This window comes from Pseudomonas sp. KH_027, assembly GCF_057838565.1.
Genome location: NZ_CM174470.1, coordinates 1,140,797 through 1,166,355 on the forward strand (window position 1 = coordinate 1,140,797; position 25,559 = coordinate 1,166,355).

Here is a 25,559-nt window from a genome sequence, read left to right on the forward strand (position 1 = left end):
TACGAAGAGCAACCGCCCGCTCAACATCTAGCCGGACATAGCCCATGAGTACATCCCGATCCGATCGTATTAGTGGGTCAGCAGCGCCAGGGTGTCCAGGGCGATCTGCCGCTCCTCGTTGGTGGGCACGACCAGCACTCGCGGGTGGCCGTACGCCTGAATCGGCCCGGCGACGCCACGGATGCAACGGGCGTTGGCCTGCTGGTCGAGGGCCAGGTTTAGCAGCTTCAGATGGGCCACGGTTTTGCTGCGGATCAGCGGTGAATTCTCGCCGATCCCACCGGTGAAAATCAGCCCGTCCAGCTGCGGCAGGGCGCAGCTCATCGCCGCCAGGGACTTGGCCAGGCGGTAGCAGAACACCTCGATGGCCAGCGTCGCGCCGGCATGGCCCTGCTCGCGCGCCTGCTCCAGGCTGCGCATGTCGTTGGACAGGCCGGACAAACCGAGCAGGCCGCTCTCGTGGTTGAGCAGCTGTTCGATCCGTTCCAGGCTCCAGCCCAGGGAGCGAGCCAGGTGGCTGTGCAGGTTGGGGTCGACATCGCCGCTGCGGGTGCCCATCGCCAAGCCTTCCAGTGGGGTCAGGCCCATGCTGGTGTCGCGGCTTTGGCCGTTGACGATGGCGCAGGTCGAGCAGCCGTTGCCCAGGTGCGCCGACAGCCAGCTGCTGTCGCCGAACGCCAGGCCTGCCAACTCCGCCGCGCGATGGCTGACGAAACGGTGGCTGGTGCCGTGGAAGCCGTAGCGGCGAATGCCCTGTTCGCGGTACAGCGACTCGGGCAGGGCATAGCGGTAAGCGTATTCGGGCAGCGTCTGGTGGAAGGCGGTATCGAATACCGCGACCTGGGTCAGGTTCGGGTAGAGCTTGATGGCCGCCTCGATGCCCAGCAGGTTGGCCGGGTTGTGCAGCGGCGCCAAGGGCGCGGTGGCCTGGATCGCCGCCAGCACCTGGGCGTCGATCTTGCGTGCGCTGGTGAAGCGTTCGCCGCCGTGCACCACGCGGTGGCCGATGCCATGCAGCTTGCCGCCGGCGGCGCTTTGCACCAGCGGCAGCAACTGTGAAAGCGCGGCGCGGTGGTCGCCGTTGGGGATCATCAGGCTGTCCCGCTCGCCGCCGCGCTGCCAGTGCAGCACGGCATCATGGGTGCCCAGGCGTTCGGCGATGCCGCTCAGGGAAAATTGCGAGTGCGCCTCGCTGACCAGCGCGAACTTGATCGACGAGCTGCCACAGTTGATTACCAGAATATTGCGTGCAGGCATCATGACTCCTTGTTTTGCTCGATGTGCTTGGCATCCTGTGCGCACCAGCCACAGGGAAACGGCTGGCCGATCTGCGCCTGCCGTTGCGCCGGGTCCAATACCCAGTCGCGTGCCTGCCAGGGCGGTTGGTGGCGCAGGTGCTGAGTATGCCCGCAGGACAGCACCGCCACCCAATGGCTGTCTTCGTCCTGACGGAAGTCAAGAATACGGCAAGCACCGGTGCTTGGCCGTCTGTCAGCGCTCGGGTCGCTTTCGGACGACTGCTTGGTTAAACTTGCCCGTTCTACAATCTTTCGCAAAGGTCTCGCCCCATGCTGATCGCCGCCAATAAGGCTGTCTCCATCGACTATACCCTGACCAACGACGCCGGTGAGGTGATCGACAGTTCCGCTGGCGGTGCTCCGCTGGTTTACCTGCAGGGTGCAGGCAACATCATCGTCGGTCTGGAAAAGGCTCTGATCGGCAAACAAGCCGGTGATGAGCTGACGGTTGCCGTCGAGCCCGAAGAAGCCTATGGCGAATACAGCGCAGAGCTGGTCAGCACCTTGAGCCGCAGCATGTTCGAAGGCGTCGACGAGCTGGAAGTCGGCATGCAGTTCCACGCCTCCGCGCCGGATGGCAGTATGCAGATCGTGACCATCCGCGACCTCGACGGTGATGACGTGACAGTTGACGGTAACCACCCGCTGGCCGGCCAACGCCTGAACTTCCAGATCAAAATCGTTGCGGTGCGTGAGGCCAGCGAAGAAGAAATCGCCCATGGCCACGTGCATGGCGAAGGTGGTCACCACCATTGATTCAGCTAAGCTGGTAAAACGGCTGACTGAGAGTACTGAAAAGGCGCCTATAGGCGCCTTTTTTGTCTGTTGTGATCATTTGGGAGTTCATCATGAGTGCCTTTCATGACATCAATCTACGCACCCTCGATGGACAGGAGCTGCCGCTTGCGCCTTTCAAGGGCCAGGTATTATTGGTGGTCAATGTCGCGTCCAAATGCGGCCTGACACCGCAGTACGCCGGTTTGGAAAGCCTTCATCAGCAGTACCGCGCCCAGGGTTTCAGCGTGCTCGGCTTGCCCTGCAACCAGTTCGCGGGCCAGGAGCCGGGCAGCGAAGATGAGATCCGTGAGTTCTGCAGCCTCAACTATGGGGTGAGCTTCCCGCTGGGCAGCAAGCTGGAAGTCAACGGTCCCGGTCGTCATCCGTTGTACCGCTTGCTGGCGGGCGAGGGTGCCGAGTTTCCCGGCGATATCACCTGGAACTTCGAGAAGTTCCTGGTCGGCCAGGATGGCCGTGTGCTGGCGCGTTTCTCGCCACGCACCACCCCGGACGATCCGGCGCTGATCCAGGCAATCGAAAAAGCCCTGGCTTGAGGGGGCTTGCGCCAATCCCGCGGGCGCTTTCTCCGTTGCACTTGTCGCCCCCAGGCTGCACGGGCATCCTCGGCTAATCGCCCGAGGATGCCCGCCATGACCCAGTTCCCGACTGACACCCCCGCCTCGCACGCCGGGCCCGCAGCCTTGCGCGCCTTGATCGAGACCCGCCGTGCGGTGCGGCGTTTTACCCGCGAGCCGGTGCCGGAGGCGGTCATCCGCGACTGCCTGGAGCTGGCCGTACTGGCGCCGAACTCCTGCAACCTGCAGCCCTGGAGCTTTCAGGTCATCCGCGAGCCTCTGCTGCTGCAGCGTTTGCATCCGGTGTGCATGAGCCAGAATGCCGCCAAGGCGCCGCTGCTGATCGCAGTGCTGGCGCGTCCGGATACCTGGCGCCAGGCTTGCGGCAATATCGTCAAATACTGGCCGGAGCCGCAGGTGCCCAAGCGCATCGAACACTTCTATGCGCGCACCGCACCCTATCAGTACAACCAGGGCCCCCTTGGCCTGCTCGGCCTGTTCAAGCGTCAGCTGGTACGTCTGGCGGCGCTGCGCAAGCCGCTGATGCGCACGCCCAACAGCAAGGCGCAGATGCGCCTGTGGGCGGTCAAATCCACCTCGTTGGCGGCGCAGAACCTGATGCTGGCGTTCCAGAGCCATGGCTATGCCACCTGCCCGATGGAGGGGTTCGACGAAGTGCGCTTGCGCAAGACCCTGAGCATCCCGCGCGAAGCCATCCCGATCATGCTGCTGGCCGTCGGCCGGCAAGGTGAGAAGGGCGTTTACAACCCGCGCCTGCGCTTTCCTCTGGATGAGCATGTGACCTGGCTGTAGGGGCACGGTCGCGAGGGGTTATTCCGCTCACCAGATTGATCGTTCCCACGCTCCGCGTGGGCAGGCAGCCCAGGACGCTCTGCGTCCGCCGTTGCCAGCGCCTTACCTTGGACAGGTTTTAGCGGTTAATCACGCAAATCAATAGTGCTGGGCGGGGCTAGACGACCGGTCATATGCTTGCGCCATGAATAACGCTACCAGCAGCATCCGCCTCGACAAGCGTGACCTGATCCTTGCCAAAGGTGCCGAGGTCATGACCCGTCGTGGCTATCACGGCACCGGCGTGCAGGAAATCGTCCAGGCCGCCGGGATTCCCAAGGGCTCCTTCTACCACTATTTCGCCAGCAAGGAAGACTTCGCCCTGCAGGCCCTCGAGCATCTGTATGCGCCGCGCCTGGTGCGTTATGCCGAGGCCTTGGGTCGTCCGGCGCTGAGCCCGCGCGAGCGGATCGTCGGTTATTACCGCGAGCTGATGGTGCACTTCGCTCGCCAGGAAAAACCTGAGTACCACTGTTTCATCGGTAGCCTGAGCTTCGAGATGGCCGAACTCTGCCAACCGATCGGCACCCAGGTGGAAAGCATCCTGCAACGCTCGGTGGAGATACTCGCACAGTGTCTGGCAGCTGCTCGCGACGCCGGTGAACTGTCGCCGGAGACTGATTGCGCGGCGCTGGCCGAGTTCATCGGCAATGCCTGGGAAGGCGCGCTGATGCGCATGAAGGTGGGCGGTACGGCGGCCCCCCTGACGGTATTTCTGAATCAACTGGAGCGTCTGCTGACGCCGTGCTGATGGGTTGCAACGCTGCATTTTTTTATCTGGCGCCGAGACGACCGGTCGCCTGCCTCTCGTTCCTGATTAGGAGAACCGCATGACCTCTCTGGTAAAAGCCCTGTTCGAACCCTTCCACCTCGGCACCTTGCAGCTGCCGACCCGGGTGGTGATGGCACCGATGACCCGTTCGTTTTCGCCGGGCGGCATTCCGAATTCCAAAGTGATCGAGTATTACCGTCGTCGCGCTGCTGCGGGCGTTGGCCTGATCATCACCGAAGGCACCACGGTCGGTCACCAAGCCGCCAATGGCTACCCGAACGTGCCGCGTTTCTACGGTGAAGATGCGCTGGCCGGATGGAAGAAAGTAGTCGAGGCCGTGCACGCCGAAGGCGGCAAGATCGTCCCGCAGCTGTGGCATGTGGGCAATGTGCGCAAACTCGGCACCGAACCGGACGCCAGCGTGCCCGGTTATGGCCCGAGCGAGAAGCTCAAGGATGGCGTCGAAGTCGTCCATGGCATGACGAAAGCGGATATCGCCGAGGTCATCGCCGCCTTCGCCCAGGCGGCCAAGGACGCCCAGGCCATCGGCATGGACGGTGTGGAAATCCACGGTGCCCACGGCTACCTGATCGATCAGTTCTTCTGGGAAGGCAGCAACCAGCGCGATGACGAATACGGTGGCGACCTGGCCAACCGCTCGCGCTTCGCCATCGAGCTGATCCAGGCCGTGCGCGCCGCCGTTGGCCCGAATTTCCCGATCATCTTCCGCTTCTCGCAATGGAAGCAGCAGGACTACAGCGCCCGCCTGGTGACGACGCCAGAAGCGCTGGGTGATTTCCTGCAGCCGCTGTCCGATGCCGGCGTGGATATTTTCCACTGCTCGACTCGCCGTTTCTGGGAGCCTGAATTCGACGGCTCCGAGCTCAACCTGGCTGGTTGGACCCGCAAGCTCACCGGCAAGCCGACCATCACCGTCGGCAGCGTGGGCCTGGATGGCGAGTTCTTGCAGTTCATGGTCAACACCGACAAGGTCGCGCAGCCGGCCAAGCTTGAAGGCCTGCTGGAGCGCCTGAATAAGCAGGAATTCGACCTGGTGGCGGTCGGCCGTGCCTTGCTGGTCGACCCGGAGTGGGCGATGAAAGTCCGCGAGGGTCGTGAAGAGGACATCTTGCCCTTCAGCCGCCAAGCACTGATGAGCCTGGTTTGATTCGATAGTTGTCCGCACTGCGCTGCTTGGTCAGCGCAGCGTTTCTCGAGCCCCGGCACATCGGGGCTTTTTTTCGCCTGCTGAAACCCGCAATCGGTTTGCTGGCGCCGCAGTTATGCCAGCGACCCTTCGGTGCTGAGCGATGTGCCTGGTTTCGCCGCGCTGAGCCTGGCGTTTACCGCCCCGGCCAAGGCATTTACCTAGGGGGCGACAGCGCTTCGTTCTGTTGTTGAGCCGCCCGCAGGTGCTCCTCGAAGTGCTGGACTATCGCCCCCCAACCCTGTCTGCCGGCATGTTGGCGAGCGTTCAGGCGCACGCGGCGCAAGGTCTCGGTGCCTTCCAGCAACCAGCAGGCGGCTTCGATAAAGGCCGCTTCGTCCCCCGGCATGGCCAACGCGCCGTTGTGCCCGTGGCGAATATGCTGGGCCGCTGCGGCTTGGTCGAACGCCACCACGGCCAGCCCGGAGGCAAGCGCTTCCAACAGCACATTGCCGAAGGTTTCGGAGAGGCTGGGAAACAGGAACAGGTCGCCGCAGGCGTAATGCGTGGCCAGTTCTTCGCCGCGCAGCACGCCGCAGAACAGGGCGTCCGGCAATTCCCGTTGCAGCGCCGCGCGCTGCGGGCCGTCACCGATCAGGATCAACTTCAGTCGCTGCTGCGGGTGGGCCGCTTGCATCGCCCTGAAGCTGCGCCCGAGCAGGCCCAGATTCTTCTCCGCGGCCAACCGCCCGACATGCAGTACGGCCAGGTCGTTGGCGCTCAAACCCCAGCTTTCGCGCAGCTCGCTCGAGCGTTTGCCCGGGTGGAACAGCTGCCCATCGACGCCGCGCGCCAGCAACTGCACGCGCTCGAAGCTGCGCCGCTCCAGCTCCAGGCGCTGGCTGGCGCTGGGCACCAGGGTCAGCTGTGAGCGGTTGTGAAACCAGCGCAGGTAATTGGTCAGCAGGCGGGTCAGCAGGCCGAGGCCGTAGTGTTCGCTGTATTGCTGGAAGTTGGTGTGAAAACCGCTGACCACCGGAATGCCCAAGCGCCGTGCGGCGCGCAGCGCGGACAGGCCAAGGGGGCCTTCGGTGGCGATATAGAGCACATCCGGGCGCTGGCGTTTCCAGCGGCGCAGCAGCTTGTGCATGGACGCCTGGCCCCACTGCAAGCCGGGGTAGCCGGGCAGCGGCCAGCCGCGGGTCAGCAGCAGTTCGTCACCGCTTTTCTGGCCCTGATCGGCGATCTGCCGCGGGCGCACCAGTTGCAGGCGATGGCCGCGCTCGCGCAAGCCGGCACACAGGCGGCCAAGGGTATTGGCCACACCGTTGATTTCCGGCGGGAAGGTTTCACTGATCAGTGCGATATGCAGGGGGGAGGCAGTCATGACGCCAGTCTCGACTGGCGCCATGTAAGCTGTGTGACGTTAGTGTTGCGTCGATGTGACAGCGTTCTCGCCACGCTCGCGCACCCAGAACAGGGTGGCGCCGGCCACGGCGGCGGGCATCATCAGCACGTTAACCCCTGGAATCAGCAGCCCCCGGCACCGTTTCCTCAACGGTCTGGATCATCGAAACATCTGCAAATGATAGATATATATACTCCTGCTCCCCTCCACTTTGATTGGTTTTCTTTTGCATAGGAAAGTTCCAAACTGTTTGAAGCCCTTTTTCTAAGTACTTTCTATAACTACTCACCAGCTCTCGCACGCCGGAGGTCTCGAAAGTGCTTGTCGCTAAAGTATTACCACTCTTTAGGTAAATATTGATATTAAATTTAACTGCCATCAACAGTCTCCATTTATTCTTAATACGCCGTTAGCGGCAAAAGCTACGCTTCACCAAGTAAAGCTTTATTCTTCAGTAGGCTCAGTTTAAAAGCAGTGAGCGTCTGTAGCATTGAGGTCTAGCAATTCAGAGCGAACAGTCTTAATTTCATTTGGAGGCTTGATGGATAACCGCGCGCTTTCATCGCCAACCTTGCGAACCTCTAAGGCAATGCCCTGGGTCATGAGCTGATCAAGTATTTTGGCGAGGTCTGCTGAGGGGGCGAGGTGTAAAAAGATGCGCTGGCCTTCACGGCGGCTGCAATCCGCGCCATAAGCAGACCCCCTTTCCAAGGAGTCGGCTACGATTGTACCAGCAGTCTGGAGCAGGTTTGGTGCTGATTGAATTCATTCCTGCATCTCGGAATTTACCTAGGGTAGGTGAGGGGACGGAATGAAAGGTTTGGTTTTTGTAGTGTTGCTTGCTGCCAGTTCAGGAGTGTATGCGGCCACGTTTAACGGCTATGAGTGCACTAATGATTGCTCTGGTCACGAAGCTGGATATGGGTGGGCCGAGGAGAATGACATTGATGATGCTGATGATTGCAGCACAGACTCGAACTCTTTCAATGAAGGGTGTGAGTCTTACGTAGAAGACAATGCTCCTAGCTATTCGTCCGATGAAGAGGACGAAGACGATGAGGAGGACTACTGAGGTACAAAAGGGGGTATGTCAGAGTTCCATGAACGCGGGAGCTACCCTGTCTGCGTTCGTAAGAAGACGTTCCCGATTCAAGTCCTGTCCTTTCCGGCTGACTGCTTGAACCTGACCACCTCCCTAGAAAAGTGGTCAGTGCTTACAGGCTCCTATTCAGTCGTAGTAGCTGACCGTCTCCTTTAGTTGGTCAGCAAAGCCATAGATGTCGTCAAGGGAGGAGATTGGATGGCGGGTCTCGTTCTTCTCTTTGTCAAAGATACCGATGTACTTTTGGCTGCGGTTGACATGCAGTCGACACAGTGGCTTGCGGTTGTTGTCATCGAGTAGAACACCGAAGTAACTCTGTGTATCGCAGTGAATAATCCGTTTCGCATCGGCCGCAATTCGAACGATAGCCTTAACAATATGGAAGCCTTCCAGCTCATCCAAGGTCGTAAGTACGCGATCTTCAGCGGAGTCGTCCTTCGAGCCGACTATTAGGCCAGCACCTTCCTGCCAATAAATTTTCTGATGCAGTCGATCAAAGAAATATACGGTAACTCCATTGGCGATAAGGCGGCGTACTCCATCTGGATTGGTTTCGCCTGCTTTAGGCCAGCAAACAACACTCAGCTCAGATACTCCGCATGGAATATGATCTAGTGCATTATAACCGACGAGCCAGACAACTTCCCATTTAGTGCTTGGGCCGGAAAAATAATGCTCAACTGATTTTTTATTTCATTTGAGTTGTATAGATATTTCATGCGGGGACTCGTTTGGAGAGTAGGTCTAACGTTCAGGTTAAGGGGCGGGCTTTAGCCCGTCCCGAGTGAGCGCAGCGAACGACCTTGAACCGTTTGTTGGGCGGACACTCGCAGCGCATGACATAGGCTTAGATCACGCGGAGCGAGCGATCGACGACGAGTTGGGCCTGCTGCAACGCTGAGCTAAATTGCACGGAGTGCTGCCACGGGACCTCCCACCAGATATGCTCGTGGGAACTAGACGCCTGGGTCTTGCATTTCCGTCGAAATCCATGATGCGAAAGAAACTCTGCAAATTCGTTGCGGAGAACAACACCCTCCGAAACGTAGCAGTGACGGTGTTTGCGATTTACTCCGCCAAGCTTTACTCCGCGGTAGTAAACAGCGGTCTGCATCCTTCCCGACTGCACAATGAAATGCGCAGCTCTTTCGAGCTGACGCAATAGCGAGGCCGTGGAGGTCGGCATACCACTAAATGCTTCCTCATTATCGATCGTTTCCCATAGTCCCGTCTTTCCGGAACCTCCATGCAATACTCCGGCGGCTCTGCGGTCGCCAAGTAGGTCTCTCTCGCCCAAACCGCGCGCCATCATTAACTTCTCGCAGCTCGCAAAAGAAATCGCAAGCGTCTTGATCCCTTCGCTCGCGGCGCGCTCCGCGACTCGCGTCGGTATCTCATGTGCAACCACCCATGGCGTTACTGTTGCTCCATCCAGCAAGGCAGACAATTCTTCGGAATAGCGGCTCGCTTGATCGATTGCAACGAGCGTAGCGCGACCCTTCTTCAGTTCAAGGAGATGGCGATTATCAAAGCCATCCGCGATGAGTAGGTCCAACCGTCCAGACGGCAGCGAAAGTTGCTGAGCGATCAGGCGCCAGCTGATCCCGAAAATGTCTTCCAAGCAGTTTCTAACAAGTATTTCAAAGGCTCGCTCATGCATGGTAAAGAACTCCGGCGCCGGAACCGATAGAGCCTCGAATGTCCGTCTAACGTTTGGTTAAGGGGCTGGTTTTAGCCGGTCCCGAGTAAGCGAAGCGAACGACTTGAACCGCATGTTAGGCTCAAGGTGTGCTTAGACGGCAGGCTATTTGTAGCGCTCTATATTTGCGAAGACTTGGCTACCGTCGGATACTTTAACTCCAAAAAACTGAACCATCTTAAAGTCAGAATACAATATTGCGCAGGATCGGATAAAGGCGTTGCGAGGTTCCGTTAGCTCTTCGTGGGCCACGCATTTAATTGCCAAGCACTTATCCTTGATGTGCGGAGTGCTAAAGCTCAGTTGTGTATGGTCTGTTTTATGTGCAATTTGGTGGGCAAACTCATTCCTGACTTCACGGATAATATGCAAGTCAGATTTTATGACATCACTAACTAGCCCTAGCAGGCGAGAAAGATCAATTTTTGCCGACAGATTAGCTAAAGGGCCATTGCCTCCGAAGAGTCGTTTCCATGCTTTTGGCTCGGAGTGCAAAAAAGACTCGATGGCAGCAGACATCGACTCTTCAACCCAAGCAGCGCCAACAATGGCGACGCCCCGATCTGATTGCCTGTTCATTTCTTCGATAAGGGTCATCAGGCGCTTCTGAGCTTCTGCTGAGTTCGGGTCGTAACGATTAAGCTAAGGGGCGACGGAACGCCGTCCCAGCAAGCGGAGTGAGCGCTTTGAGCACATTGTTATGTTTCATTGCACGGCTATGCTTCTGGTATGTGGTGGAAGAGTGTCATGAATAGCGCAATGCTAATAAATAGAACTGCCAAATAAATAAATCCATTTTTGTTTAATGCGCCTGGCCAGAGTAAGAATAGTGGCCCAAGAAGCTGTGCCTTTTTTTCGTAACCCGGATTGATGCACGAGAATATTTTATATACGCAGTAGAGGCTCGTTAGCACCGATATAAGCAAAAAGGCAAATATTAAGTAAAACACTGTTTATCACCTGTGACATAACGATTAAGCTAAGGGGCTGCGGAACGCCGTCCCAGAGAATGAAATGAGCGATTTCAGCGACTTGTTAGAAGACAATGTATGCATTACATAGCCTCTTTTACTTTGTTCCACGCATTACTCGCATGCTTGTAAGTCTCATCGACTAGCTACGTATTACCCCATAGGCGATCATGGGCTTGTACCTCACGGCGAATCGTTTTTTCTTCCGCGCCACTTTCTACAAGCGCCAGAATTACAGCTGCGTGAGCGAGATACTTTTCGTATAGCGACCTATCCTCAGTCCTTTTAGTTGCTTGTGCTGCCTCATTTAGCTTGAGGATATACGCAGCGAGTTGTTTCTTCATATTTATGCTGTTGTCTTTTAACGTTCAGGTTAAGGGGCGGCGGCAGCCGTCCCGAGCTAGCGAAGCGAGCGGCCTTGAACCGTTTGTTAGATATGGTGCTCATAAGCTGAGAATTTCTCATTTAGAACACTCAAACAAGCTACAAGATCTCTGTGAAGGACGTCGCCAGATAACTGAGAGGGGGTTTTTCTGATATCCGTAGCGTTACCGTAGCGAAGAATATGTTTCTTGTAGAAAAGGTTTAGTTGTGTAAGTTCTTTCAGTGCGTCGTTAGTTATTAGTGATATTTGTGAAATAATAAAAATTTCAGATATGAGGGCTTCTAGGTTGTGACCAAAAGCGCTCCTTAGCTTGGGGTTGTACTTTTGATAGTCGTGCTCCAGCAGTAGTGCCTTGCCGATACACTCAAGCCCTTGGCATAAAAGATGAAGGTAGACGAACTCATGTCCTTCGTATGCTTTAACTAGGCCTCCTGCCATTATGAAACTACGGCCTTTTCCGTACATGGACACGGAAATTCTTATGCCGATTTCTTTTGAGATTTGATCTGTGGTTGAGGATGGTGGCATATAATTATAGAGGCCTGGTCTTGTTGTTTATTCTTGTTTGAATTGACTCTCTGTATTTACGACCCTCTTCCGTTTCATAAATTACTTCTGCAGACTCTAGGTTGTTTAGGCTTGAGTCATAAATGTTCACCGAGGGTCTGTATTCAGCCTTTATATCACTACCGCGCCACACAACCCATTTAACAATAAATTTAGTTCCGAAGTTATTCCGTAATACGTACTCCTCTGGGGAGCCTTCGTGTCCGAGCTTGTGGCTTAAAGTATTTATTATAATGTCTTGAGTTTCGTAGCCTGTTGTTATGAATAATACCCCCAGAAGAATGCCTTTATTTTCAAAGGCAAATAGGCGGTTAAATTTAAGCCAGGAGGGACTTTCGTCTGAGGTTAGGCTTATGCGCCTAATTTTTTCTTCATATCCCTTTAGTTTTTGAGGTGGCTGAATGCATGTGCTATTGACATGTGTCGGGTACATTCCATTTTTTTCTTGGCAGGCTGGTAGTTCTATAGGTTTTCCGATTTCAAATCCGAGTATGCTATGCATGTCATCGGCTAATAGAGGTGCACTTATAAAGCTAAGCATGAATGTAATGATGGTTTTCTTGGCGCGGCTGCAGTGTGGCATGTATGGTCTCGTTATTGGCATATCTAACTACTATTAGGCGACATGCCGTGTCGCGTTTCTTGTCGCGATGGCGTGTCGTATAACATTCCTTGTCGTCCTGTAAGTCCTTGTCTAGCTTAGAGGTGATCGCGGCAAACGCGACATTGCTCAGGGAGAAACGCGACATGGATGACGGCAAGCCCTGCTGCCCTCTGAGTCGAAAGCAGACTATGCGACGCTACTAATTCGCCATCATCTTGTCCACTACCTCAATTAAAGCGTGTGTTCTGGGAGTAATAATCCCGCAGCACGCGCGATACTCTGCAATTTCTTCAGCTCCTCCGCCATCCTCGACAGCGGATTGGTGCCGTACCTGTCGCCCTCATTCCCCGAGGCATGCCCAGTTATCCAGTCGCTGACCTCCTTCGGAATCTGAGTAGCGTCGAGCGTAGAAGTGCTCGTAGATGGCAGGGAAGGGGTGGTCTCTGCGAGGGCTGCAACTACGTCTGAGCTGGGTGCTACACCTTGGCCAACATGCTGGCGAGCCTCATAGAACAGCCGTTCCGACTCCGCATAGGCAACGGCAAAGGCTGCCTTGGCTTGGCGATGGTCACGGGTTCGTAGAGAGCGGCGTATCTCGATTTTGCCGAGGATGGGGCGTAGGTCTTCGGGGACTACACGACGTAGGTAGTAAATCCCCGAGTCGGGATGCCGAAAGGGTTGAGCGATAAGCGCCATGTTCTGTACCTGCTGTCTGTATCAGTTAGCAGGAAAGGGGCGCTTATGACGTCAGCTTGCAGGCTCGTTAGACCCTGTCTTGGCCATGGGAGAGACAACCGCATCCCCACGCTCACGCACCCAGAACAGGGTGGCGCCAGCCACGGCGGCGGGCATCATCAGCACGTTAACCCCCGGAATCAGCAGCGCCAGGTACACCGAACCGCCGAAGCCCAGGCTCTGCCAGCGCTTCTCGCGCAGCCAGGCGAGCATCTCGTTCCAGCCGAGTTTGTGGTTGTCCGCCGGGTAGTCGATGTATTGCACGCACATCATCCATACGCCAAACAGCAGCCACAGCGGCGCGGCCAACAGGTTGAGCACCGGGATGAACGAGAGGATCAACAGCCCGAGGGCGCGTGGCAGGAAGTAGCCGAGTTTGCGCAGCTCACGGGCAAAGGTGCGTGGCACCATGGCGACCAGCTCGCTCCAGCGAAACGCCGGGAAATTGTCTTCGCCACGCAGCACCACTTCGACTTTTTCCGCGAGGAAACCATTGAACGGTGCGGCGATGATGTTGGCCAACAGGGTGAAGGTGAAAAACACCATCAGCAGCACCAGCACCACGAACAACGGCCAGAGGATGTACTCGAGAAAACTCAGCCAATTCGGCAGGCTGGGCATGAATGTCTCGACCCAGCCGCCGAATTGCTGCAGCGCAAAACCGATCAGGGCGACGAACAGGATCAGGTTGATCGTCAGTGGCAGCAGCACGAACAGCCGTAAGCCAGGGCTCAACACCAGCTTCAGGCCCTCGCGCAGGTATTGCGGGCCGGACAGCACAGGGGCGGGCATAGGGTTCTCCTGGGAGTTGAAGTCGCGCCGACCTTACCGGCTTTGCCGAAGCGGGGAAAGCCTGGCCGGCAGGCCGAGGCTGGCATGACGCGGCTGCCGTTGGGGCTCATGTCGGGCGCTGGCGGTGGCCTCGGCCAGTGCTTGCGCGGTGCTGGCGCGCTCGGCAAGCGGGCGCTGCGGATATCTGCCGTAACAAAATCGGCCGGCGCGCCGAGCTTCAACCTGCATAGGGATTGCCTATGGAGTGGATTAGTAATCGCGGCTTCCTCAATTGCGCGTGCTTGCGTAGCCTTGCCGTCAACTTGGTCTTTTGCCCTGAAGTTTGAAGCAAACAGCATGAAGGCCGACGCTGCTGGCTGGACGCCCTACCTGGCGGAAAACGCTGCGGCGCTGTAAGTTCGCAGCCCTCGTAACACGCGGCGAACCGGCAACACATCAGCGGTCGTAGGTAGCCGTGGAGCAAGGGCCGATGGCCACACATGCTGCGTAATGCAGCCCTGTTTTTTCGGGATCACCGGTCTATGAGCCTTCCCCAAGTGCTTCGGTGATCCCTTTTTATTTCCGACTTGCCGTCGGGAGGAGTGCGTTATGTCTGAAGTTCGTCACTCGCGGGTGATCATTCTCGGTTCCGGCCCTGCCGGTTACTCGGCTGCGGTCTATGCCGCGCGCGCCAACCTCAAGCCGCTGCTGATCACCGGTATGCAGGCTGGCGGCCAGCTGACCACCACCACCGAAGTCGACAACTGGCCTGGCGACGTCCACGGCCTGACCGGCCCGGCGCTGATGGAGCGGATGCGCGAGCACGCCGAACGTTTCGAGACCGAGATCGTGTTCGACCACATCAATGCGGTGGACCTGGCCGGCAAGCGGTTCACTCTGACCGGCGACAGCGCGACTTACAGCTGCGATGCGTTGATCATCGCCACCGGTGCCAGCGCTCGCTATCTGGGCCTGCCGTCGGAAGAAACTTTCATGGGCAAGGGTGTCTCCGCGTGCGCGACCTGCGACGGCTTCTTCTACCGCAACCGTGAGGTGGCGGTGGTCGGCGGCGGCAACACCGCCGTGGAAGAGGCGTTGTACCTGGCCAACATCGCCAGCAAAGTAACCCTGGTGCACCGTCGTGAGACTTTCCGTGCCGAGAAGATCCTGATCGACAAGCTGCACGCCCGGGTCGCTGAGGGCAAGATCGTGCTCCAACTCAATGCCGCGGTGGACGAAGTGCTTGGCGACCACATGGGGGTTACCGGCGTGCGCCTGAAAAACAACGATGGCAGCAGCGCTGAATTGAAGGTCGATGGTTTGTTCGTCGCCATCGGCCACACGCCGAACACTGCGTTGTTCGAAGGCCAGCTGGCCTTGAAAGACGGCTACCTGGTGGTCAACGGCGGTCGCGATGGCAACGCCACGGCCACCAGTGTGTCTGGCGTGTTCGCGGCCGGCGACGTGGCCGATCACGTCTACCGCCAGGCCATCACCTCTGCCGGTGCCGGTTGCATGGCCGCGCTGGATGTGGAACGTTACCTCGACGCGCAGTGAGTGCTGCATAAATAAAAAAGCCCCGCCAAGTGCGGGGCTTTTTTCTTGTCGGTGCTTCAGACCCAGGTGTTCAACGCCAGTGTGCGCGAGCTCAGGCGCAGGTACTGATCGCTGGCTTTGAGCAGCAGCGCATTGCGGTCGACGGTCAGTTCGCGGGGCTTCATGCCTTCCGATTCGCAGCGGTACAGCGTGTGCTCGGCCTGCTGGCGCAGGCACAGGTAGCGCTGGGTACGCGCTTCGACCTTGAGGGTCAGCATGTCGATATAGGCCACCTGCATCTGGTCGCTCTGCCCGGTTTCCAGGGCGCAGCGTTGCAAGGCGGGGGTGTGGGTGAACGGCGAAGCGGAGAGCATCACGTGCTGGCAATCGAGCAGGTCGTGGCGCAGTTCACCGTTCTGGTACCAACGCCCACGAATGTCGCGATCCAGGGTCAGGCTCTTCTGCCCAAAGTTGTCGACCTTCAACCACAGGCGGCGAAAGCGCCAGCGCGGGTCGCAATTCAACACGTAGGTGGCGGCAATGCTGTGGCCGCGCACGCTTTGCATCAGGTGACTGCTGGCATGGATGCCGCTGTCATCCTGCTTCAGGCGCAGGTTTTCCACGCCGGGGTTGGTCCAAGGTTTCCATACCAAGGTCTGCTGCATCCAAGCGACTCCATACCAGGTAAAGGGGGTAGGTACAGCAGGGGGGAGGGCGCGTTAAGGTGCGTGACACCGTCCTTGGTGCTCTCCAGTCCTGCAGGATAAGTGGATCTTGTGCTGTTGTCTGCCAGCGTTTGCCGTCAGTTGCGCAGGTGTTCGCCCAAGGCGCTGGCGCTGATTCGCGGCGTTCGGTCTAACCCTTGCGCTTGAGCGGTTGCTGGGCGAGGCGTACGCCACTCAGGCCGGTTTCCATTAGCGCGCGGATGTTGCCGTGGTCAGTACCGCTCGGGTTGGCCAGTACGCTGCGGTAGTGTTCACCGAAGGCTTGCAGGGTTTCTTCCAGGCTCAGACCTTCGAGCAGTGCCAGGCCGAGGGTTTTGCACGAGCCTTCATTCTGCCCGGTCGCGTTTTCCAGCGTGCCGTTGACGAAGGCGCTGGGCTGATAGTCGTAGTGCTCGGCGATAAAGGCCAGGGTGGCGGCGAACAGGTGCTGCTCGCTGCGCAGGCTGGCGCGGAAGTCGAGGAGTGCACTCATGGCTTGCTGCCCTTGTCGAAAGCGGCCTTTTGTTCGCTGCTGGCTTCCTTCTGGTATTTGTTTTTCCATTCGCTGTACGGCATGCCGTAGATCTCTTCGCGAGCCTGTTCGGCGGTGACTTCCAGGCCGATGTCGTCGGCGGCGGCCTTGTACCATTTGGACAGGCAGTTACGGCAGAAACCGGCGAGGTTCATCAGTTCGATGTTCTGCACATCCGGGCGCGAACGCAGGTGTTGCACCAGTTGGCGGAAGGCGGCGGCTTCGAGTTCGAGGTGTTCTTGCTCGGTCATGGCAGGGTACTCCGAGGGCGTGCGGGTGGCGGATGGGCGCGATGATAGAAGCGCTGGCCTGCAGCGGCAATGCCCGACGGCCAACAAGCGGTCGGGCGGTATGCAGAGCGGTTCAGCGATGCCCGGCGAGGGTGATCGACACTGACTCGGCAAAGCGCAGGGCGTGTGGCTTGTCCACCTCCACTTCGGTATAGCGCACGCTCGGGTAGCTCATCACCAGGTCGAGGATTTCCTGGGTCAGGCGTTCGAGCAGGGCGAAGCGATTGCCCTCGACGTGCTGGATGATCGCCTTGGTGATGGTGCGGTAGTTCAGCGCGTGCTCGATATCGTTGACCTGCACGGCGTCGACCGCGGGGTAGAGGATGGTCAGGTTGATCAGCACATCCTGCTTGTTGTTGATCTCTTCTTCCTTGATCCCGATGAAGGTGCGCAGGCGCAGGTCTTTGACCCGAATTCGCGCCATTCCAGGCTCCAGTCGCGGCATAGCTAGTTACTCCGTCCAATCAGTTGCAGGAATTCGTGGCCGTTGTCGCCGGGCTTGTGCAAGGCTTTGCGTATCGCAGCGTTATCTCCACAGGCCCATGCGCTCGGTGCTCTCATTTGAGGTGCCGGCCGCCGTTGACGGTCAGGGTGGTTCCGGTGACGTAGGGGTTGTCGAGCAGGTAGCGCAGACTCTGGTAGATCACCTCGGGTCCGGGCTCGATGCCCAGTGCGGATTTGCCCAGGGTTTTGGCGCGGTATTGCGCGTCGTCATCTTCGTTGAACAGGATCAGCGCCGGGGCGATGCCATTGACCTTGATCCGTGGCGCGTATTTAGCCGCAAAAGATAGCGTCAGGCTATCCAGCCCGGCTTTGCTGGCGCAGTAGGCCGGGCGCTTGGCGCTGCCCTTGCGCGCCACGTCGTCGCTGATATGGACGATATCGGCCGGGTTCGAGCGTTCGAGCAAGGGTGCGCAATGCAGGTTGATCAGGTAGGGCGCCAGCATGTGCACGCTGAACATCCGCTGGAAGGCGGCGGCTTCGTCGCCTGGCGTTTCCGTCAGCCACTGCGAGGCGTTGTGCACGATCGCGCGTAGCGCCTGGGCGTGGTTTTTAAGTGTGGTGATAAAGGCCAGGATGCCGGCCTCGGTGGAAAAGTCCGCCTGCAGGGTCAAGGCCCCGCGCTCGCGCAGGCGCGCCAGGCTCTCGCGCTCGTGACGGTAGCTGATGATCAGCGCATGGCCATCATCGAGCAGGCGTTCGGCGCAGTGTTGGCCGATCCGCTGGCTGGCGCCGGTGATCAGAATGGGGGCGGAAACGCTCATGCGCGACTCGTCGGGTAGAAGTAGGCGCCAGCCCGATTAGCCGGTTGGCGGACAGGGCAACGTTACCGCAGTCCGCCTTGGCGCACAAAACCTGCGGGCCCGGCTCGCGCTATGGGGGGGGCGGCAGGCGCCTAGCGCGCCGATGGCAGCCCGGCTACTGGCGTGGGCTGAGCCTTGCGCTGGTGCAGCCAGGGATCGAGCCAGCGGGTGGTGAGCGGGATGAACCAGTAGGTCATCAGCGGCGTCAGGGCCAAGGTGCTGATAAAGATGCGCAGGGCCAACGGCAGGTCGTTGAGCCAGCCGCCAAACGCCAGGTTGAAACCCAGCGAGACCGGGAAGAAGGCCAACCAGATCGCCACGCTTTGCTTCCAGCGCGGTGCTTGGCGGCCCGTCGCACCGAACCAGGCGTCGATACCTTGTATGCGCTGTTCGTGGGGTTGGGCGAACAAACCTTGACCGCGGGTCAGCCAGGCCTGCCGTGAAGGGGAGTGTTCCCAACTGGCGAGGGTGCTTTCATCGGCGAAGCGGAAAACGATCTGGAATTCGTCATCATCGGCGGGCGGAGCGAGTACGCCGGAGCCAAGATAGCCGGGGAAGTCGGTCGCCAGTTGTTCGCCTTCGCGCAACCAGAGCATGAAACCCTCGTAGCGTTCGCGCGAGACGCGACGGGCCACCATCAGGGTGACGGGGGAAGCAGACATTGTGTATCTCCTCGAGCCTTGCGCGCGCTCGGGTAGAGCAGGCGCAGTACCGCGCCCCAGGGTGACGGGGCGGCAGTGGTGAACAGGCGCAGATTATTCCGGTTTTCAGCCAATATGCCAGTGGCAGCGGTCTATGAGGTGCTGCGGGGGATGGGGTTGAGCTGGCGGTGCTTCTGGAAAATGAACTGCCGCAGGCGTTCATTATCCCGGGTCTTACGCAGGCTCAGGCGGTAGGCGACCAGGCGCTGCTCGGTTTTGCGCGCCAGGATGCCGCGCAGTTCGATAGGTTCCTGTCCATTCTGTGGCAGCCACAGGGAGAGGCGCTTGGGCACTGGCGTTTGCGCCTGGTTGGGGATTTCGATCAGCATGCCGCTGAGCGATATGGAATGCAGCAGCATGCCGCTTTGTGCGCCGTTTTCGTCGAGCAGATCGATAGGCTCGGCCAGGGGTAGACGCCAAGGGCGTTCATTCGAGCCTTGTTCGACGATATTGGGTACACCCAATTCCAGGTGCAGAGCGTGGAATTCGTCTTCCACCAACTGCAAGGGAAAAGTGATCCGTTCACCGTTGAAATGCGCTTCGATGGTCAGTTGGTCTTGTGCGGCAAGGCGCGTCAGCAGAGCTTTGGTCTGCGTGCCGCCATCGACGCGCAGGCTGGGTGTGGTCAGCCGAGTACCCGGGGTCGGTTTACCCTGCAGGCTTTGAATGAAGTCCAACTCTTCTGGCGTCAGTAGTGGATGGCTTTGCATGTATAAAAGGTTCTGATAGCTGTCAGGAAGGTGGGACAGCAAAAACACCAATTAGTTACGCAGCACATGCGAGTTTCAGTGTAGCCAGTGCCAGCGCCTATGTGGCACGAACGTTAGACTTTTCAGGCGACGCGGATAGTAATCGCTCGCATCAGGCATAATGCCGGGTATTTGCAGCCAGTTTCAGGAGCCATGTTATGAAAGTCGCCATTCTGTCCGGTTCGGTCTACGGCACCGCCGAAGAGGTTGCCCGCCATGCCGAACAGGTGCTCAAGGCGGCGGGTTTCGACGCCTGGCATAACCCGCGGGCCAGTCTGGCCGAATTGCAGGCCTTTGCGCCACAGGCCTTTCTGGCGGTGACCTCGACCACGGGCATGGGCGAGCTGCCGGATAACCTGCAACCGCTGTATTACGCGATCCGCGATCATCTGCCGGCGTGGCGGGGCTTGCCCGGCGCTGTGATCGGCCTGGGCGACTCCTGCTATGGCGATACCTTTTGTGCCGGCGGCGAGCAGGTTCGCGAACTGTTCGCCGAGTTGGGTATCCGCGAGGTGCAAGGCATGCTGCGGTTGGACGCCAGCGAAACGGTCAACCCGGAAGCCGACGCCGAACCCTGGCTGGCCGACTTCGCCGCGGCGTTGCAAGCCTGATGCACCCGCGCGCCGTTGAGTTGATCCGCGAGTTGCGCCTCGAAGCGCACCCGGAGGGCGGTTATTACCGGCGGGTGTTCGAGTCGGCGCAGCGCTTGACCAGCGGACGATTCTGCTCGACGGCGATTGTGTTCCTGCTGCCGGCCGGGGTGGTGGGCCGTTGGCACCGGGTGGATGCCGATGAGCTGTGGCATTTCTATGAAGGGGCGCCGCTGGAATTGCTGGTTGCGACTGCGCCGGACAATGTTCGCCGGGAAATCCTTGGCCCGGTCGGGGGCGCGGCTTTGCCGCAACGCGCCGTGCCGGCCCACGCCTGGCAGGCGGCGCGTTCGCAGGGCGCCTTTACCCTGGTCGGTTGCACGGTAGCGCCGGGGTTCGACTTCGCCGGTTTCCGTCTGCTCGCCGACGATACCGAGGCGCAGCGCGACTGGCCGCAATTGGCGCGCGCCTACCCCGAATTGCTCTGAATCCGGCCACTGTGCCACGGTCCGCGACGGTCTGACTCGCACGGCCACTAAGCTGGCTGCCAGGGCAACTCCCGGCAGCCGCATCCCTCGCTAGACTCCCTGGGTACGCCACAATAATAAATGCCGAGGTGAACACCGTGACCGTCGCTCAAACCCTGCCCAGCCATAACGTCCAAGATCAAGTCTCCGCCGCCGAGTGGCAGACCCGCGTCGACCTCGCCGCCTGCTACCGCCTGGTGGCCTTGCACGGCTGGGATGATCTGATCTTTACCCATATCTCGGCCAAGGTGCCAGGCACCGAAGACTTCCTGATCAACCCCTTCGGCCTGATGTTCCACGAAATCACCGCCTCCAGCCTGGTCAAGGTCGATCTCAACGGCGTCAAGTTGATGGACAGCCCTTACGAGATCAATCCGGCTGGTTACACCATCCACAGTGCGGTGCATGAAGTCCGCCATGACGTGGTCTGCGTGCTGCACACCCATACCGCCGCCGGTATCGCCGTGTCGGCGCAGAAGCAGGGCTTGCTGCCGCTGTCGCAGCAATCACTGTTCGTCCTTTCCAGCCTGTCCTATCACGGTTACGAAGGGGTGGCGCTGAACCATGAGGAGAAGGCGCGCCTGCAGGCGGATCTGGGCGAAAGCAATTTCATGATCCTGCCCAACCATGGCCTGATGACCTGCTCTAGCAGCATCGCCGATGCCTTCCTGATGATGTTCACCTTGCAGCGCGCCTGTGAGGTGCAAGTCATGGCGCAAAGTGGCGGCGCCGAGCTGATCCATATTCCGCAACCGATCCTGGCTGGGGCCAAAGCCATGGTCGCCGGTGTGATGCGCAGTTCCCAGGGCATGGGCGGGCAACTGGCCTGGCCGGCGCTGCTGCGCAAGCTGGATCAACAGAGCCCCGGTTACGCCGCCTGATGGCCCTGGCCGGGATTGCCTTGCCCGCGTGGCGGGCGCAGGGCCAGAGCTTCGACTTCCACGGCCACGCCATCCGTTACTGGACGGCCGGGGAGGGTGAGCCGCTGCTGTTGATTCATGGCTTTCCCACTGCCAGTTGGGACTGGCACTACCTGTGGCAGCCGCTGGCGCAAAAGTATCGGCTGATCGCCTGCGACATGCTCGGCTTCGGCGATTCAGCCAAGCCCCGTGGGCATGACTATCGGCTGCTGGAGCAGGCGGATATTCAGCAGGCGCTGCTCAGTCATCTGGGCATCGACGGGGCTGTGCACGTGCTGGCCCATGACTACGGCGACAGCGTTGCGCAGGAACTGCTGGCGCGCCATCACGACGGGCGCCTGCAACTGGCCTCCTGCGCGTTTCTCAATGGCGGGCTGTTTCCGGAAACCCATCGGCCCGTGCTGGTGCAGAAGCTGTTGCTGAGCCCGCTGGGCCCGTTGGTCGGGCGGCTGTTTTCCCGGAAGAAACTGGCCGAGAGCTTCGCCAAGGTTTTCGGCCCTGCCACTCAGCCGGGCTCCCGCGAGTTGGACGATTTCTGGAGCCTGATCGCGGCCAACAATGGCCCGGCGGTGATGCACCGCCTGATCCGCTACATGCCAGAGCGCCGCGAGCAGCGCGAGCGCTGGGTGGCGGCCATGCAGCAAGGTGGCGTGCCGCTACGGGTGATCGACGGTGCTGTCGATCCGATTTCCGGCGCCCATATGGTGGCGCGCTACCGTGAGCTGATCCCGCAGCCCGATACGGTGCTGCTCGAAGGCATCGGTCATTATCCGCAGACCGAGGCGCCGGAGCGGGTGCTGGAGCACTATTTGGCGTTTCGCCTGCACCTGGAGGCAAACCGATGCAACGACGGCAACTGTTGAAACTGGGGGCTCTGGGCGGTGCGGCAGCGGCGCTGGGCGCTGGCTTCTGGGCGCTGCCGCTTGGCCCGGCACCCGCTGGCCTGAGCCTGCCGGCGGCGCGCGCGGTGCTCGCGCAACTGGCCGGGCGGGCGCTGGTCAGCGCCAAGGGCTGGAGCCCGGCCGAGGTGTTCAATCATTGTGCACAAAGCATCGACTATTCGCTGGACGGCTACCCCGAGCTGAAGCCTGCCTGGTTCCGTCATAGCCTGGGTCTGGCCGCCTTCAACCTGTTCGCTGCCCGCGGCGCCATGCGTCATCCGCTGGATCAGCCGATCCCCGGTGCCGCGTCACTGGCCGAGCCGGCCAGCCAGGAGCAGGCCCTGCAGCGGTTGCAAGGTGCCTTTGCGCGCTTCGCCGCACACCGCGGGGCGCTGCAGCCGCACTTCGCCTATGGTGTGTTGGATCATGAGGAATACGCCCTGGCCCATGTGCTGCATCTGTACAACCACCTCAGCCTGGTTCGTCCGGTGGATCAATCGGCCTGATAAGGCTCGAGGATAATTATCCCGCTGCCTTATCGGCCACTATTCAGCCGTGGCAGTCTTCATTGTGAGCGCTGCGCGCCTGCACGACACTCGTTGCATTCTTGAACGCTGCCTGGGAGCCTGATCCATGAGTGAAGCCGTCCGTTTCGAAGATAAAGTCGTGATCGTCACCGGTGCCGGCGGTGGCCTTGGCCGTGCCCATGCACTGCTGTTCGCCAAGCATGGTGCCAAGGTGGTGGTCAACGACCTGGGCGGCAGCACCCATGGCGAGGGCGCCAATGCCTCGGCCGCCGACCGCGTGGTTGCGGAAATCCGCGACGCGGGCGGCACCGCGGTGGCCAACCATGACTCGGTGACCGACGGCGAAAAGATCGTGCAGAACGCCCTGGATGCCTTCGGTCGCATCGATGTGGTGGTTAACAACGCCGGCATCCTGCGCGACAAGACCTTCCACAAGATGGAAGACGCCGACTGGGAACTGGTCTATCAGGTTCACGTCGAAGGCGCCTACAAGGTGACCCGCGCGGCGTGGCCGCACTTGCGCGAGCAGGGTTATGGTCGGGTGATTTTCACCTCGTCGACGTCCGGCATCTACGGCAACTTCGGCCAGTCCAACTACGGCATGGCCAAGCTCGGGCTGTACGGCTTGACTCGTACCCTGGCCATCGAAGGCCGCAAGAACAATATCTTCGTCAACGCCATCGCCCCGACTGGCGGTACGCGCATGACCGAAGGGCTGATTCCGCAGCAAGTCTTCGAGCAGCTCAAGCCGGAGCTGGTCAGCCCGCTGGTGGTCTACCTCGGCAGCGAAAACTGCCAGGAAACGGCTGGCTTGTTCGAAGTGGGCGGCGGTTGGATCGGCAAGGTGCGTTGGGAGCGCAGCAACGGCGCCGGCTTCGACCCGAAAATCGGTTTCAGCCCGGATGACGTGGCCGAGAGCTGGAAGCAGATCTGCGACTTTGAAGGCGCCAGCCACCCGGCGGATAGCCTGCAGGCGATGCAGGCGATGCTCGCCAACCTGCAGAAATTCAGCGGATGATCCGGCCAGCCTGACGGGGGAATCGGCCAGCGTGGCTGCTTTCCCCGCCTGCTGCGCAGTATGGTGAAGGCCGGCTGAATGCCGGCCTTTTTCATTGCTGCCTGGAGTTGCGCCATGAGTGTCGTCGTCGAAAAAAATGGCCCGGTCATCACCCTGATCATCGACCGTCCCGAGGTGCGCAATGCCGTGGACCGTCCGACGGCCGAGGCCCTGGCGGCTGCCTTGCGTGCCTTCGAACAGGACGACAGCGCACGGGTGGCGGTGTTGACCGGCGCGGGCGGGACCTTTTGCGCCGGCGCCGATCTGGCGGCCGTGGCCACGGGGGGCGAGCGCGCCAATCGCCTGGAGGTCGAAGGCGATGGGCCTATGGGGCCCAGCCGCATGCAACTGTCCAAGCCGCTGATCGCCGCCATCGAAGGTTATGCGGTGGCCGGTGGTCTTGAGCTGGCGCTGTTGGCGGACCTGCGGGTGTTGGCTGCGGATGCGGTGTGCGGGGTGTTCTGCCGGCGTTTCGGCGTGCCGCTGATCGATGGTGGCACCGTGCGGTTGCCGCGGATCGTCGGCCAGGGCCGGGCGCTGGACCTGATCCTCACCGGCCGCCCGGTGCATGCCGACGAAGCGTTGGCGATCGGCCTGGCCAACCGAGTGGTGCCCGCGGGCACGGCGCGGGCCGCCGCCGAGCAACTGGCGGAGGAAATCGCGGCCTTCCCGCAAGCCTGCATGCTGGCCGACCGTGCCAGCGTCTATGGGCAATGGCATCAGCCCATCGCCCAGGCGTTGGAGCAGGAGTTTCGCGCTGGCATGGCGGTGGTCGACAGCGGCGAAACCCTCGCCGGCGCCCAGCGTTTCAGCGCCGGCAGTGGACGCCACGGTAAGTTCTGAGCGCGGACATAGCCAGGTTCCTGGGGGCTGCGCGGCTGAGTAATAGCGCAGGCTGTCGAGCCGGTCCTCGGCGCCGCATTTCAGTTCTCTGCGCTCGACGCGAGCGCTGCGCAAATCCCTTGCGGGCTCAAGCTCACGCGTTTTGCCCTGTAGCCATCCGTCGGCGCCCCGCCCCATTCGAGCGTATTTCAGCGGCGTCCGTGCTGGCGAAGTCGCGGTACAGGCGGTGGTGCATCTGTACCCGATCGGCTGATATTTCAGGCCCTGGGCCTGCATCGGCGATGCCCGCTGGGGCCGCCGCCGAGAGGCTCTTGGTCGTGCTCGCCGGGCGAGGGTTGCCACTGCTCTCTCGTTTCGTTCATGGGGCTCCGAGTCAGGCCCGTAGGGGGTATTCATACTAAAAGGTTACACGCCGAATCCATCCTTGGTGCGCTTATCCGGCGGGCATTAGCTGGTTAGGGTTCTCCCCGAGTTTTGACCCAATCAGGAGAGCCCGATGACAACAAGAAAAAGGCCCGGAATCTTCCAGCCAAAAGTTTTGGCTATTGCCGTCGCACTGGGGACTGCTACCCCGGCTTATGCGGTGAGTTTCAATATTGGGGAAATCGAGGGGCAATTCGACTCGTCGCTGTCGGTGGGCGCCAGCTGGCCCGCCAGCGCGGGCAAAAGCATGTACGCCAGCAATGTCGCCGCGGGTGACCTGCTACCAGATGTTGGCCCAGCAGGCCCTGGTGG

General features: G+C 60.0%; 33 protein-coding genes and 3 pseudogenes. 16 read left to right on the forward strand and 20 right to left on the reverse strand.

What is annotated here, in order from left to right:
- Positions 1–69: 69 nt before the first annotated feature.
- Positions 70–1,257 (reverse strand): acetate kinase, encoded by a 1,188-nt coding sequence (locus AC3IYG_RS05255; protein WP_489312698.1) that lies wholly within the window; start codon positions 1,255–1,257, stop codon positions 70–72.
- On the reverse strand, positions 1,257–1,556 hold the full coding sequence (locus AC3IYG_RS05260) for a DUF3565 domain-containing protein (RefSeq protein ID WP_489312699.1): 300 nt from the start codon (positions 1,554–1,556) through the stop codon (positions 1,257–1,259). Before AC3IYG_RS05260 ends, AC3IYG_RS05255 begins: the two co-directional genes overlap by 1 nt.
- Positions 1,557–1,568: 12 nt before the next feature.
- Here AC3IYG_RS05260 and AC3IYG_RS05265 point away from each other — a divergent pair, with 12 nt between their 5' ends.
- The 5 genes from AC3IYG_RS05265 to AC3IYG_RS05285 all read left to right on the forward strand — a co-directional run bounded on the left by AC3IYG_RS05265 (position 1,569) and on the right by AC3IYG_RS05285 (position 5,442).
- Positions 1,569–2,054 carry an FKBP-type peptidyl-prolyl cis-trans isomerase gene (locus AC3IYG_RS05265; RefSeq protein ID WP_489312700.1) on the forward strand — a complete coding sequence of 162 codons (486 nt, stop codon included), beginning with the start codon at positions 1,569–1,571 and terminating at the stop codon, positions 2,052–2,054.
- 92 nt (positions 2,055–2,146) lie between these two features.
- Positions 2,147–2,629 (forward strand): glutathione peroxidase, encoded by a 483-nt coding sequence (locus AC3IYG_RS05270; protein WP_489312701.1) that lies wholly within the window; start codon positions 2,147–2,149, stop codon positions 2,627–2,629.
- Between the two features lie 96 nt (positions 2,630–2,725).
- Complete coding sequence (locus AC3IYG_RS05275; RefSeq protein WP_489312702.1) at positions 2,726–3,463, forward strand: nitroreductase family protein; 738 nt, start codon at positions 2,726–2,728, stop codon at positions 3,461–3,463.
- A 184-nt stretch (positions 3,464–3,647) separates the two neighbouring features.
- A complete protein-coding gene (locus AC3IYG_RS05280) occupies positions 3,648–4,253 on the forward strand; it encodes a TetR/AcrR family transcriptional regulator (protein WP_489312703.1) in 606 nt (201 codons plus the stop codon).
- A gap of 79 nt (positions 4,254–4,332) precedes the next feature.
- A complete protein-coding gene (locus tag AC3IYG_RS05285; RefSeq protein WP_489312704.1) occupies positions 4,333–5,442 on the forward strand; it encodes an NADH:flavin oxidoreductase in 1,110 nt (369 codons plus the stop codon).
- 196 nt (positions 5,443–5,638) lie between these two features.
- Here AC3IYG_RS05285 and AC3IYG_RS05290 read toward each other — a convergent pair whose 3' ends face one another.
- The 3 genes and pseudogenes from AC3IYG_RS05290 to AC3IYG_RS05300 all read right to left on the reverse strand — a co-directional run bounded on the left by AC3IYG_RS05290 (position 5,639) and on the right by AC3IYG_RS05300 (position 7,208).
- Positions 5,639–6,808: a glycosyltransferase family 4 protein gene (locus tag AC3IYG_RS05290; RefSeq protein WP_489312705.1), complete on the reverse strand. Its 1,170-nt coding sequence runs from the start codon at positions 6,806–6,808 to the stop codon at positions 5,639–5,641.
- A 39-nt stretch (positions 6,809–6,847) separates the two neighbouring features.
- A pseudogene (locus AC3IYG_RS05295) lies at positions 6,848–6,958 on the reverse strand (sulfate transporter CysZ); the annotation flags it as partial.
- Positions 6,939–7,208: a hypothetical protein gene (locus tag AC3IYG_RS05300; RefSeq protein ID WP_489314004.1), complete on the reverse strand. Its 270-nt coding sequence runs from the start codon at positions 7,206–7,208 to the stop codon at positions 6,939–6,941. The gene AC3IYG_RS05300 and the pseudogene AC3IYG_RS05295, both read right to left, overlap by 20 nt.
- A gap of 432 nt (positions 7,209–7,640) precedes the next feature.
- Here AC3IYG_RS05300 and AC3IYG_RS05305 point away from each other — a divergent pair, with 432 nt between their 5' ends.
- Positions 7,641–7,901 (forward strand): hypothetical protein, encoded by a 261-nt coding sequence (locus AC3IYG_RS05305; protein ID WP_489312706.1) that lies wholly within the window; start codon positions 7,641–7,643, stop codon positions 7,899–7,901.
- Positions 7,902–8,057: 156 nt separating this feature from the next.
- Here AC3IYG_RS05305 and AC3IYG_RS05310 read toward each other — a convergent pair.
- The 8 genes and pseudogenes from AC3IYG_RS05310 to cysZ all read right to left on the reverse strand — a co-directional run.
- Positions 8,058–8,363: pseudogene (locus AC3IYG_RS05310) on the reverse strand (restriction endonuclease); the annotation flags it as partial.
- Positions 8,364–8,778: 415 nt separating this feature from the next.
- On the reverse strand, positions 8,779–9,591 hold the full coding sequence (locus AC3IYG_RS05315) for an endonuclease NucS domain-containing protein (RefSeq protein ID WP_489312707.1): 813 nt from the start codon (positions 9,589–9,591) through the stop codon (positions 8,779–8,781).
- 144 nt (positions 9,592–9,735) lie between these two features.
- Positions 9,736–10,227 carry a hypothetical protein gene (locus AC3IYG_RS05320; protein ID WP_489312708.1) on the reverse strand — a complete coding sequence of 164 codons (492 nt, stop codon included), beginning with the start codon at positions 10,225–10,227 and terminating at the stop codon, positions 9,736–9,738.
- Between the two features lie 520 nt (positions 10,228–10,747).
- Positions 10,748–10,945, reverse strand: a complete 198-nt coding sequence (locus tag AC3IYG_RS05325; RefSeq protein ID WP_489312709.1) for a hypothetical protein — start codon at positions 10,943–10,945, stop codon at positions 10,748–10,750.
- 86 nt (positions 10,946–11,031) lie between these two features.
- The gene (locus AC3IYG_RS05330) at positions 11,032–11,457 is read right to left on the reverse strand and encodes a hypothetical protein (protein WP_489312710.1); all 426 of its coding nucleotides are present in this window, start codon (positions 11,455–11,457) and stop codon (positions 11,032–11,034) included.
- A 61-nt stretch (positions 11,458–11,518) separates the two neighbouring features.
- Entirely contained in the window at positions 11,519–12,136 is a 618-nt protein-coding gene (locus tag AC3IYG_RS05335; RefSeq protein WP_489312711.1) for a hypothetical protein, read from the reverse strand.
- Between the two features lie 252 nt (positions 12,137–12,388).
- Positions 12,389–12,853 (reverse strand): DUF6538 domain-containing protein, encoded by a 465-nt coding sequence (locus AC3IYG_RS05340; RefSeq protein WP_489312712.1) that lies wholly within the window; start codon positions 12,851–12,853, stop codon positions 12,389–12,391.
- A 51-nt stretch (positions 12,854–12,904) separates the two neighbouring features.
- Positions 12,905–13,684, reverse strand: a complete 780-nt coding sequence (cysZ, locus tag AC3IYG_RS05345) for a sulfate transporter CysZ (protein WP_489312713.1) — start codon at positions 13,682–13,684, stop codon at positions 12,905–12,907.
- A gap of 84 nt (positions 13,685–13,768) precedes the next feature.
- On the opposite strand from cysZ, the gene AC3IYG_RS05350 reads away from it, so the two are divergent.
- Together AC3IYG_RS05350 and trxB are read left to right on the forward strand one after the other, a co-directional pair.
- Positions 13,769–14,080, forward strand: a complete 312-nt coding sequence (locus AC3IYG_RS05350) for a hypothetical protein (RefSeq protein WP_489312715.1) — start codon at positions 13,769–13,771, stop codon at positions 14,078–14,080.
- Between the two features lie 192 nt (positions 14,081–14,272).
- Positions 14,273–15,220, forward strand: coding sequence for a thioredoxin-disulfide reductase (gene trxB / locus AC3IYG_RS05355; RefSeq protein ID WP_489312716.1), 948 nt, complete (start codon positions 14,273–14,275; stop codon positions 15,218–15,220).
- 56 nt (positions 15,221–15,276) lie between these two features.
- On the opposite strand, the gene AC3IYG_RS05360 is transcribed toward trxB, so the two are convergent.
- The 7 genes from AC3IYG_RS05360 to AC3IYG_RS05390 form a co-directional block, all read right to left on the reverse strand.
- Complete coding sequence (locus AC3IYG_RS05360; RefSeq protein WP_489312717.1) at positions 15,277–15,864, reverse strand: putative glycolipid-binding domain-containing protein; 588 nt, start codon at positions 15,862–15,864, stop codon at positions 15,277–15,279.
- A gap of 190 nt (positions 15,865–16,054) precedes the next feature.
- Positions 16,055–16,396, reverse strand: coding sequence for a HopJ type III effector protein (locus AC3IYG_RS05365; RefSeq protein WP_489312718.1), 342 nt, complete (start codon positions 16,394–16,396; stop codon positions 16,055–16,057).
- The gene (locus AC3IYG_RS05370) at positions 16,393–16,686 is read right to left on the reverse strand and encodes a DUF1244 domain-containing protein (RefSeq protein WP_489312719.1); all 294 of its coding nucleotides are present in this window, start codon (positions 16,684–16,686) and stop codon (positions 16,393–16,395) included. Before AC3IYG_RS05370 ends, AC3IYG_RS05365 begins: the two co-directional genes overlap by 4 nt.
- A 112-nt stretch (positions 16,687–16,798) precedes the next feature.
- A complete protein-coding gene (gene folX, locus AC3IYG_RS05375) occupies positions 16,799–17,170 on the reverse strand; it encodes a dihydroneopterin triphosphate 2'-epimerase (RefSeq protein WP_489312720.1) in 372 nt (123 codons plus the stop codon).
- 112 nt (positions 17,171–17,282) lie between these two features.
- Positions 17,283–17,990, reverse strand: coding sequence for a dihydromonapterin reductase (gene folM / locus AC3IYG_RS05380; RefSeq protein WP_489312721.1), 708 nt, complete (start codon positions 17,988–17,990; stop codon positions 17,283–17,285).
- Between the two features lie 131 nt (positions 17,991–18,121).
- On the reverse strand, positions 18,122–18,691 hold the full coding sequence (locus tag AC3IYG_RS05385; RefSeq protein ID WP_489312722.1) for an antibiotic biosynthesis monooxygenase: 570 nt from the start codon (positions 18,689–18,691) through the stop codon (positions 18,122–18,124).
- Positions 18,692–18,822: 131 nt separating this feature from the next.
- The gene (locus tag AC3IYG_RS05390; protein ID WP_489312724.1) at positions 18,823–19,440 is read right to left on the reverse strand and encodes a PilZ domain-containing protein; all 618 of its coding nucleotides are present in this window, start codon (positions 19,438–19,440) and stop codon (positions 18,823–18,825) included.
- 197 nt (positions 19,441–19,637) lie between these two features.
- On the opposite strand from AC3IYG_RS05390, the gene AC3IYG_RS05395 reads away from it, so the two are divergent.
- The 8 genes and pseudogenes from AC3IYG_RS05395 to AC3IYG_RS05430 all read left to right on the forward strand — a co-directional run.
- A complete protein-coding gene (locus tag AC3IYG_RS05395) occupies positions 19,638–20,090 on the forward strand; it encodes a flavodoxin (protein ID WP_489312725.1) in 453 nt (150 codons plus the stop codon).
- Positions 20,090–20,557, forward strand: coding sequence for a cupin domain-containing protein (locus AC3IYG_RS05400; RefSeq protein WP_489312726.1), 468 nt, complete (start codon positions 20,090–20,092; stop codon positions 20,555–20,557). Before AC3IYG_RS05395 ends, AC3IYG_RS05400 begins: the two co-directional genes overlap by 1 nt.
- A 137-nt stretch (positions 20,558–20,694) precedes the next feature.
- Positions 20,695–21,477: a class II aldolase/adducin family protein gene (locus AC3IYG_RS05405; RefSeq protein WP_489312728.1), complete on the forward strand. Its 783-nt coding sequence runs from the start codon at positions 20,695–20,697 to the stop codon at positions 21,475–21,477.
- On the forward strand, positions 21,477–22,379 hold the full coding sequence (locus AC3IYG_RS05410) for an alpha/beta fold hydrolase (protein ID WP_489312729.1): 903 nt from the start codon (positions 21,477–21,479) through the stop codon (positions 22,377–22,379). The genes AC3IYG_RS05405 and AC3IYG_RS05410 overlap by 1 nt, the downstream gene beginning before the upstream one ends.
- The gene (locus AC3IYG_RS05415) at positions 22,358–22,903 is read left to right on the forward strand and encodes a DUF1569 domain-containing protein (protein WP_489312730.1); all 546 of its coding nucleotides are present in this window, start codon (positions 22,358–22,360) and stop codon (positions 22,901–22,903) included. The genes AC3IYG_RS05410 and AC3IYG_RS05415 overlap by 22 nt, the downstream gene beginning before the upstream one ends.
- Before the next feature lie 127 nt (positions 22,904–23,030).
- Positions 23,031–23,942, forward strand: a complete 912-nt coding sequence (locus AC3IYG_RS05420; RefSeq protein WP_489312731.1) for an SDR family oxidoreductase — start codon at positions 23,031–23,033, stop codon at positions 23,940–23,942.
- 114 nt (positions 23,943–24,056) lie between these two features.
- Complete coding sequence (locus AC3IYG_RS05425) at positions 24,057–24,824, forward strand: crotonase/enoyl-CoA hydratase family protein (protein ID WP_489312732.1); 768 nt, start codon at positions 24,057–24,059, stop codon at positions 24,822–24,824.
- 496 nt (positions 24,825–25,320) lie between these two features.
- Positions 25,321–25,473: pseudogene (locus AC3IYG_RS05430) on the forward strand (DUF1302 family protein); the annotation flags it as partial.
- Between the last annotated feature and the right edge of the window lie 86 nt (positions 25,474–25,559).

Coding starts and splice junctions, on each gene's coding strand:
- AC3IYG_RS05400 (WP_489312726.1), top strand. CDS start 20,090: ATGCACCCGCGCGCCGTTGAGTTGATCCGCGAGTTGCGCCTCGAAGCG.
- AC3IYG_RS05270 (WP_489312701.1), top strand. CDS start 2,147: ATGAGTGCCTTTCATGACATCAATCTACGCACCCTCGATGGACAGGAG.
- AC3IYG_RS05325 (WP_489312709.1), bottom strand. CDS start 10,945: ATGAAGAAACAACTCGCTGCGTATATCCTCAAGCTAAATGAGGCAGCA.
- AC3IYG_RS05390 (WP_489312724.1), bottom strand. CDS start 19,440: ATGCAAAGCCATCCACTACTGACGCCAGAAGAGTTGGACTTCATTCAA.
- AC3IYG_RS05415 (WP_489312730.1), top strand. CDS start 22,358: ATGCAACGACGGCAACTGTTGAAACTGGGGGCTCTGGGCGGTGCGGCA.
- AC3IYG_RS05305 (WP_489312706.1), top strand. CDS start 7,641: ATGAAAGGTTTGGTTTTTGTAGTGTTGCTTGCTGCCAGTTCAGGAGTG.
- AC3IYG_RS05335 (WP_489312711.1), bottom strand. CDS start 12,136: ATGCCACACTGCAGCCGCGCCAAGAAAACCATCATTACATTCATGCTT.
- AC3IYG_RS05350 (WP_489312715.1), top strand. CDS start 13,769: ATGACGCGGCTGCCGTTGGGGCTCATGTCGGGCGCTGGCGGTGGCCTC.
- AC3IYG_RS05420 (WP_489312731.1), top strand. CDS start 23,031: ATGAGTGAAGCCGTCCGTTTCGAAGATAAAGTCGTGATCGTCACCGGT.
- AC3IYG_RS05300 (WP_489314004.1), bottom strand. CDS start 7,208: ATGGCAGTTAAATTTAATATCAATATTTACCTAAAGAGTGGTAATACT.
- AC3IYG_RS05385 (WP_489312722.1), bottom strand. CDS start 18,691: ATGTCTGCTTCCCCCGTCACCCTGATGGTGGCCCGTCGCGTCTCGCGC.
- trxB (WP_489312716.1), top strand. CDS start 14,273: ATGTCTGAAGTTCGTCACTCGCGGGTGATCATTCTCGGTTCCGGCCCT.
- AC3IYG_RS05410 (WP_489312729.1), top strand. CDS start 21,477: ATGGCCCTGGCCGGGATTGCCTTGCCCGCGTGGCGGGCGCAGGGCCAG.
- AC3IYG_RS05255 (WP_489312698.1), bottom strand. CDS start 1,257: ATGCCTGCACGCAATATTCTGGTAATCAACTGTGGCAGCTCGTCGATC.
- AC3IYG_RS05395 (WP_489312725.1), top strand. CDS start 19,638: ATGAAAGTCGCCATTCTGTCCGGTTCGGTCTACGGCACCGCCGAAGAG.
- AC3IYG_RS05370 (WP_489312719.1), bottom strand. CDS start 16,686: ATGACCGAGCAAGAACACCTCGAACTCGAAGCCGCCGCCTTCCGCCAA.
- AC3IYG_RS05315 (WP_489312707.1), bottom strand. CDS start 9,591: ATGCATGAGCGAGCCTTTGAAATACTTGTTAGAAACTGCTTGGAAGAC.
- AC3IYG_RS05425 (WP_489312732.1), top strand. CDS start 24,057: ATGAGTGTCGTCGTCGAAAAAAATGGCCCGGTCATCACCCTGATCATC.
- folM (WP_489312721.1), bottom strand. CDS start 17,990: ATGAGCGTTTCCGCCCCCATTCTGATCACCGGCGCCAGCCAGCGGATC.
- AC3IYG_RS05360 (WP_489312717.1), bottom strand. CDS start 15,864: ATGCAGCAGACCTTGGTATGGAAACCTTGGACCAACCCCGGCGTGGAA.
- cysZ (WP_489312713.1), bottom strand. CDS start 13,684: ATGCCCGCCCCTGTGCTGTCCGGCCCGCAATACCTGCGCGAGGGCCTG.
- AC3IYG_RS05275 (WP_489312702.1), top strand. CDS start 2,726: ATGACCCAGTTCCCGACTGACACCCCCGCCTCGCACGCCGGGCCCGCA.
- AC3IYG_RS05340 (WP_489312712.1), bottom strand. CDS start 12,853: ATGGCGCTTATCGCTCAACCCTTTCGGCATCCCGACTCGGGGATTTAC.
- folX (WP_489312720.1), bottom strand. CDS start 17,170: ATGCCGCGACTGGAGCCTGGAATGGCGCGAATTCGGGTCAAAGACCTG.
- AC3IYG_RS05265 (WP_489312700.1), top strand. CDS start 1,569: ATGCTGATCGCCGCCAATAAGGCTGTCTCCATCGACTATACCCTGACC.
- AC3IYG_RS05285 (WP_489312704.1), top strand. CDS start 4,333: ATGACCTCTCTGGTAAAAGCCCTGTTCGAACCCTTCCACCTCGGCACC.
- AC3IYG_RS05290 (WP_489312705.1), bottom strand. CDS start 6,808: ATGACTGCCTCCCCCCTGCATATCGCACTGATCAGTGAAACCTTCCCG.
- AC3IYG_RS05280 (WP_489312703.1), top strand. CDS start 3,648: ATGAATAACGCTACCAGCAGCATCCGCCTCGACAAGCGTGACCTGATC.
- AC3IYG_RS05320 (WP_489312708.1), bottom strand. CDS start 10,227: ATGACCCTTATCGAAGAAATGAACAGGCAATCAGATCGGGGCGTCGCC.
- AC3IYG_RS05365 (WP_489312718.1), bottom strand. CDS start 16,396: ATGAGTGCACTCCTCGACTTCCGCGCCAGCCTGCGCAGCGAGCAGCAC.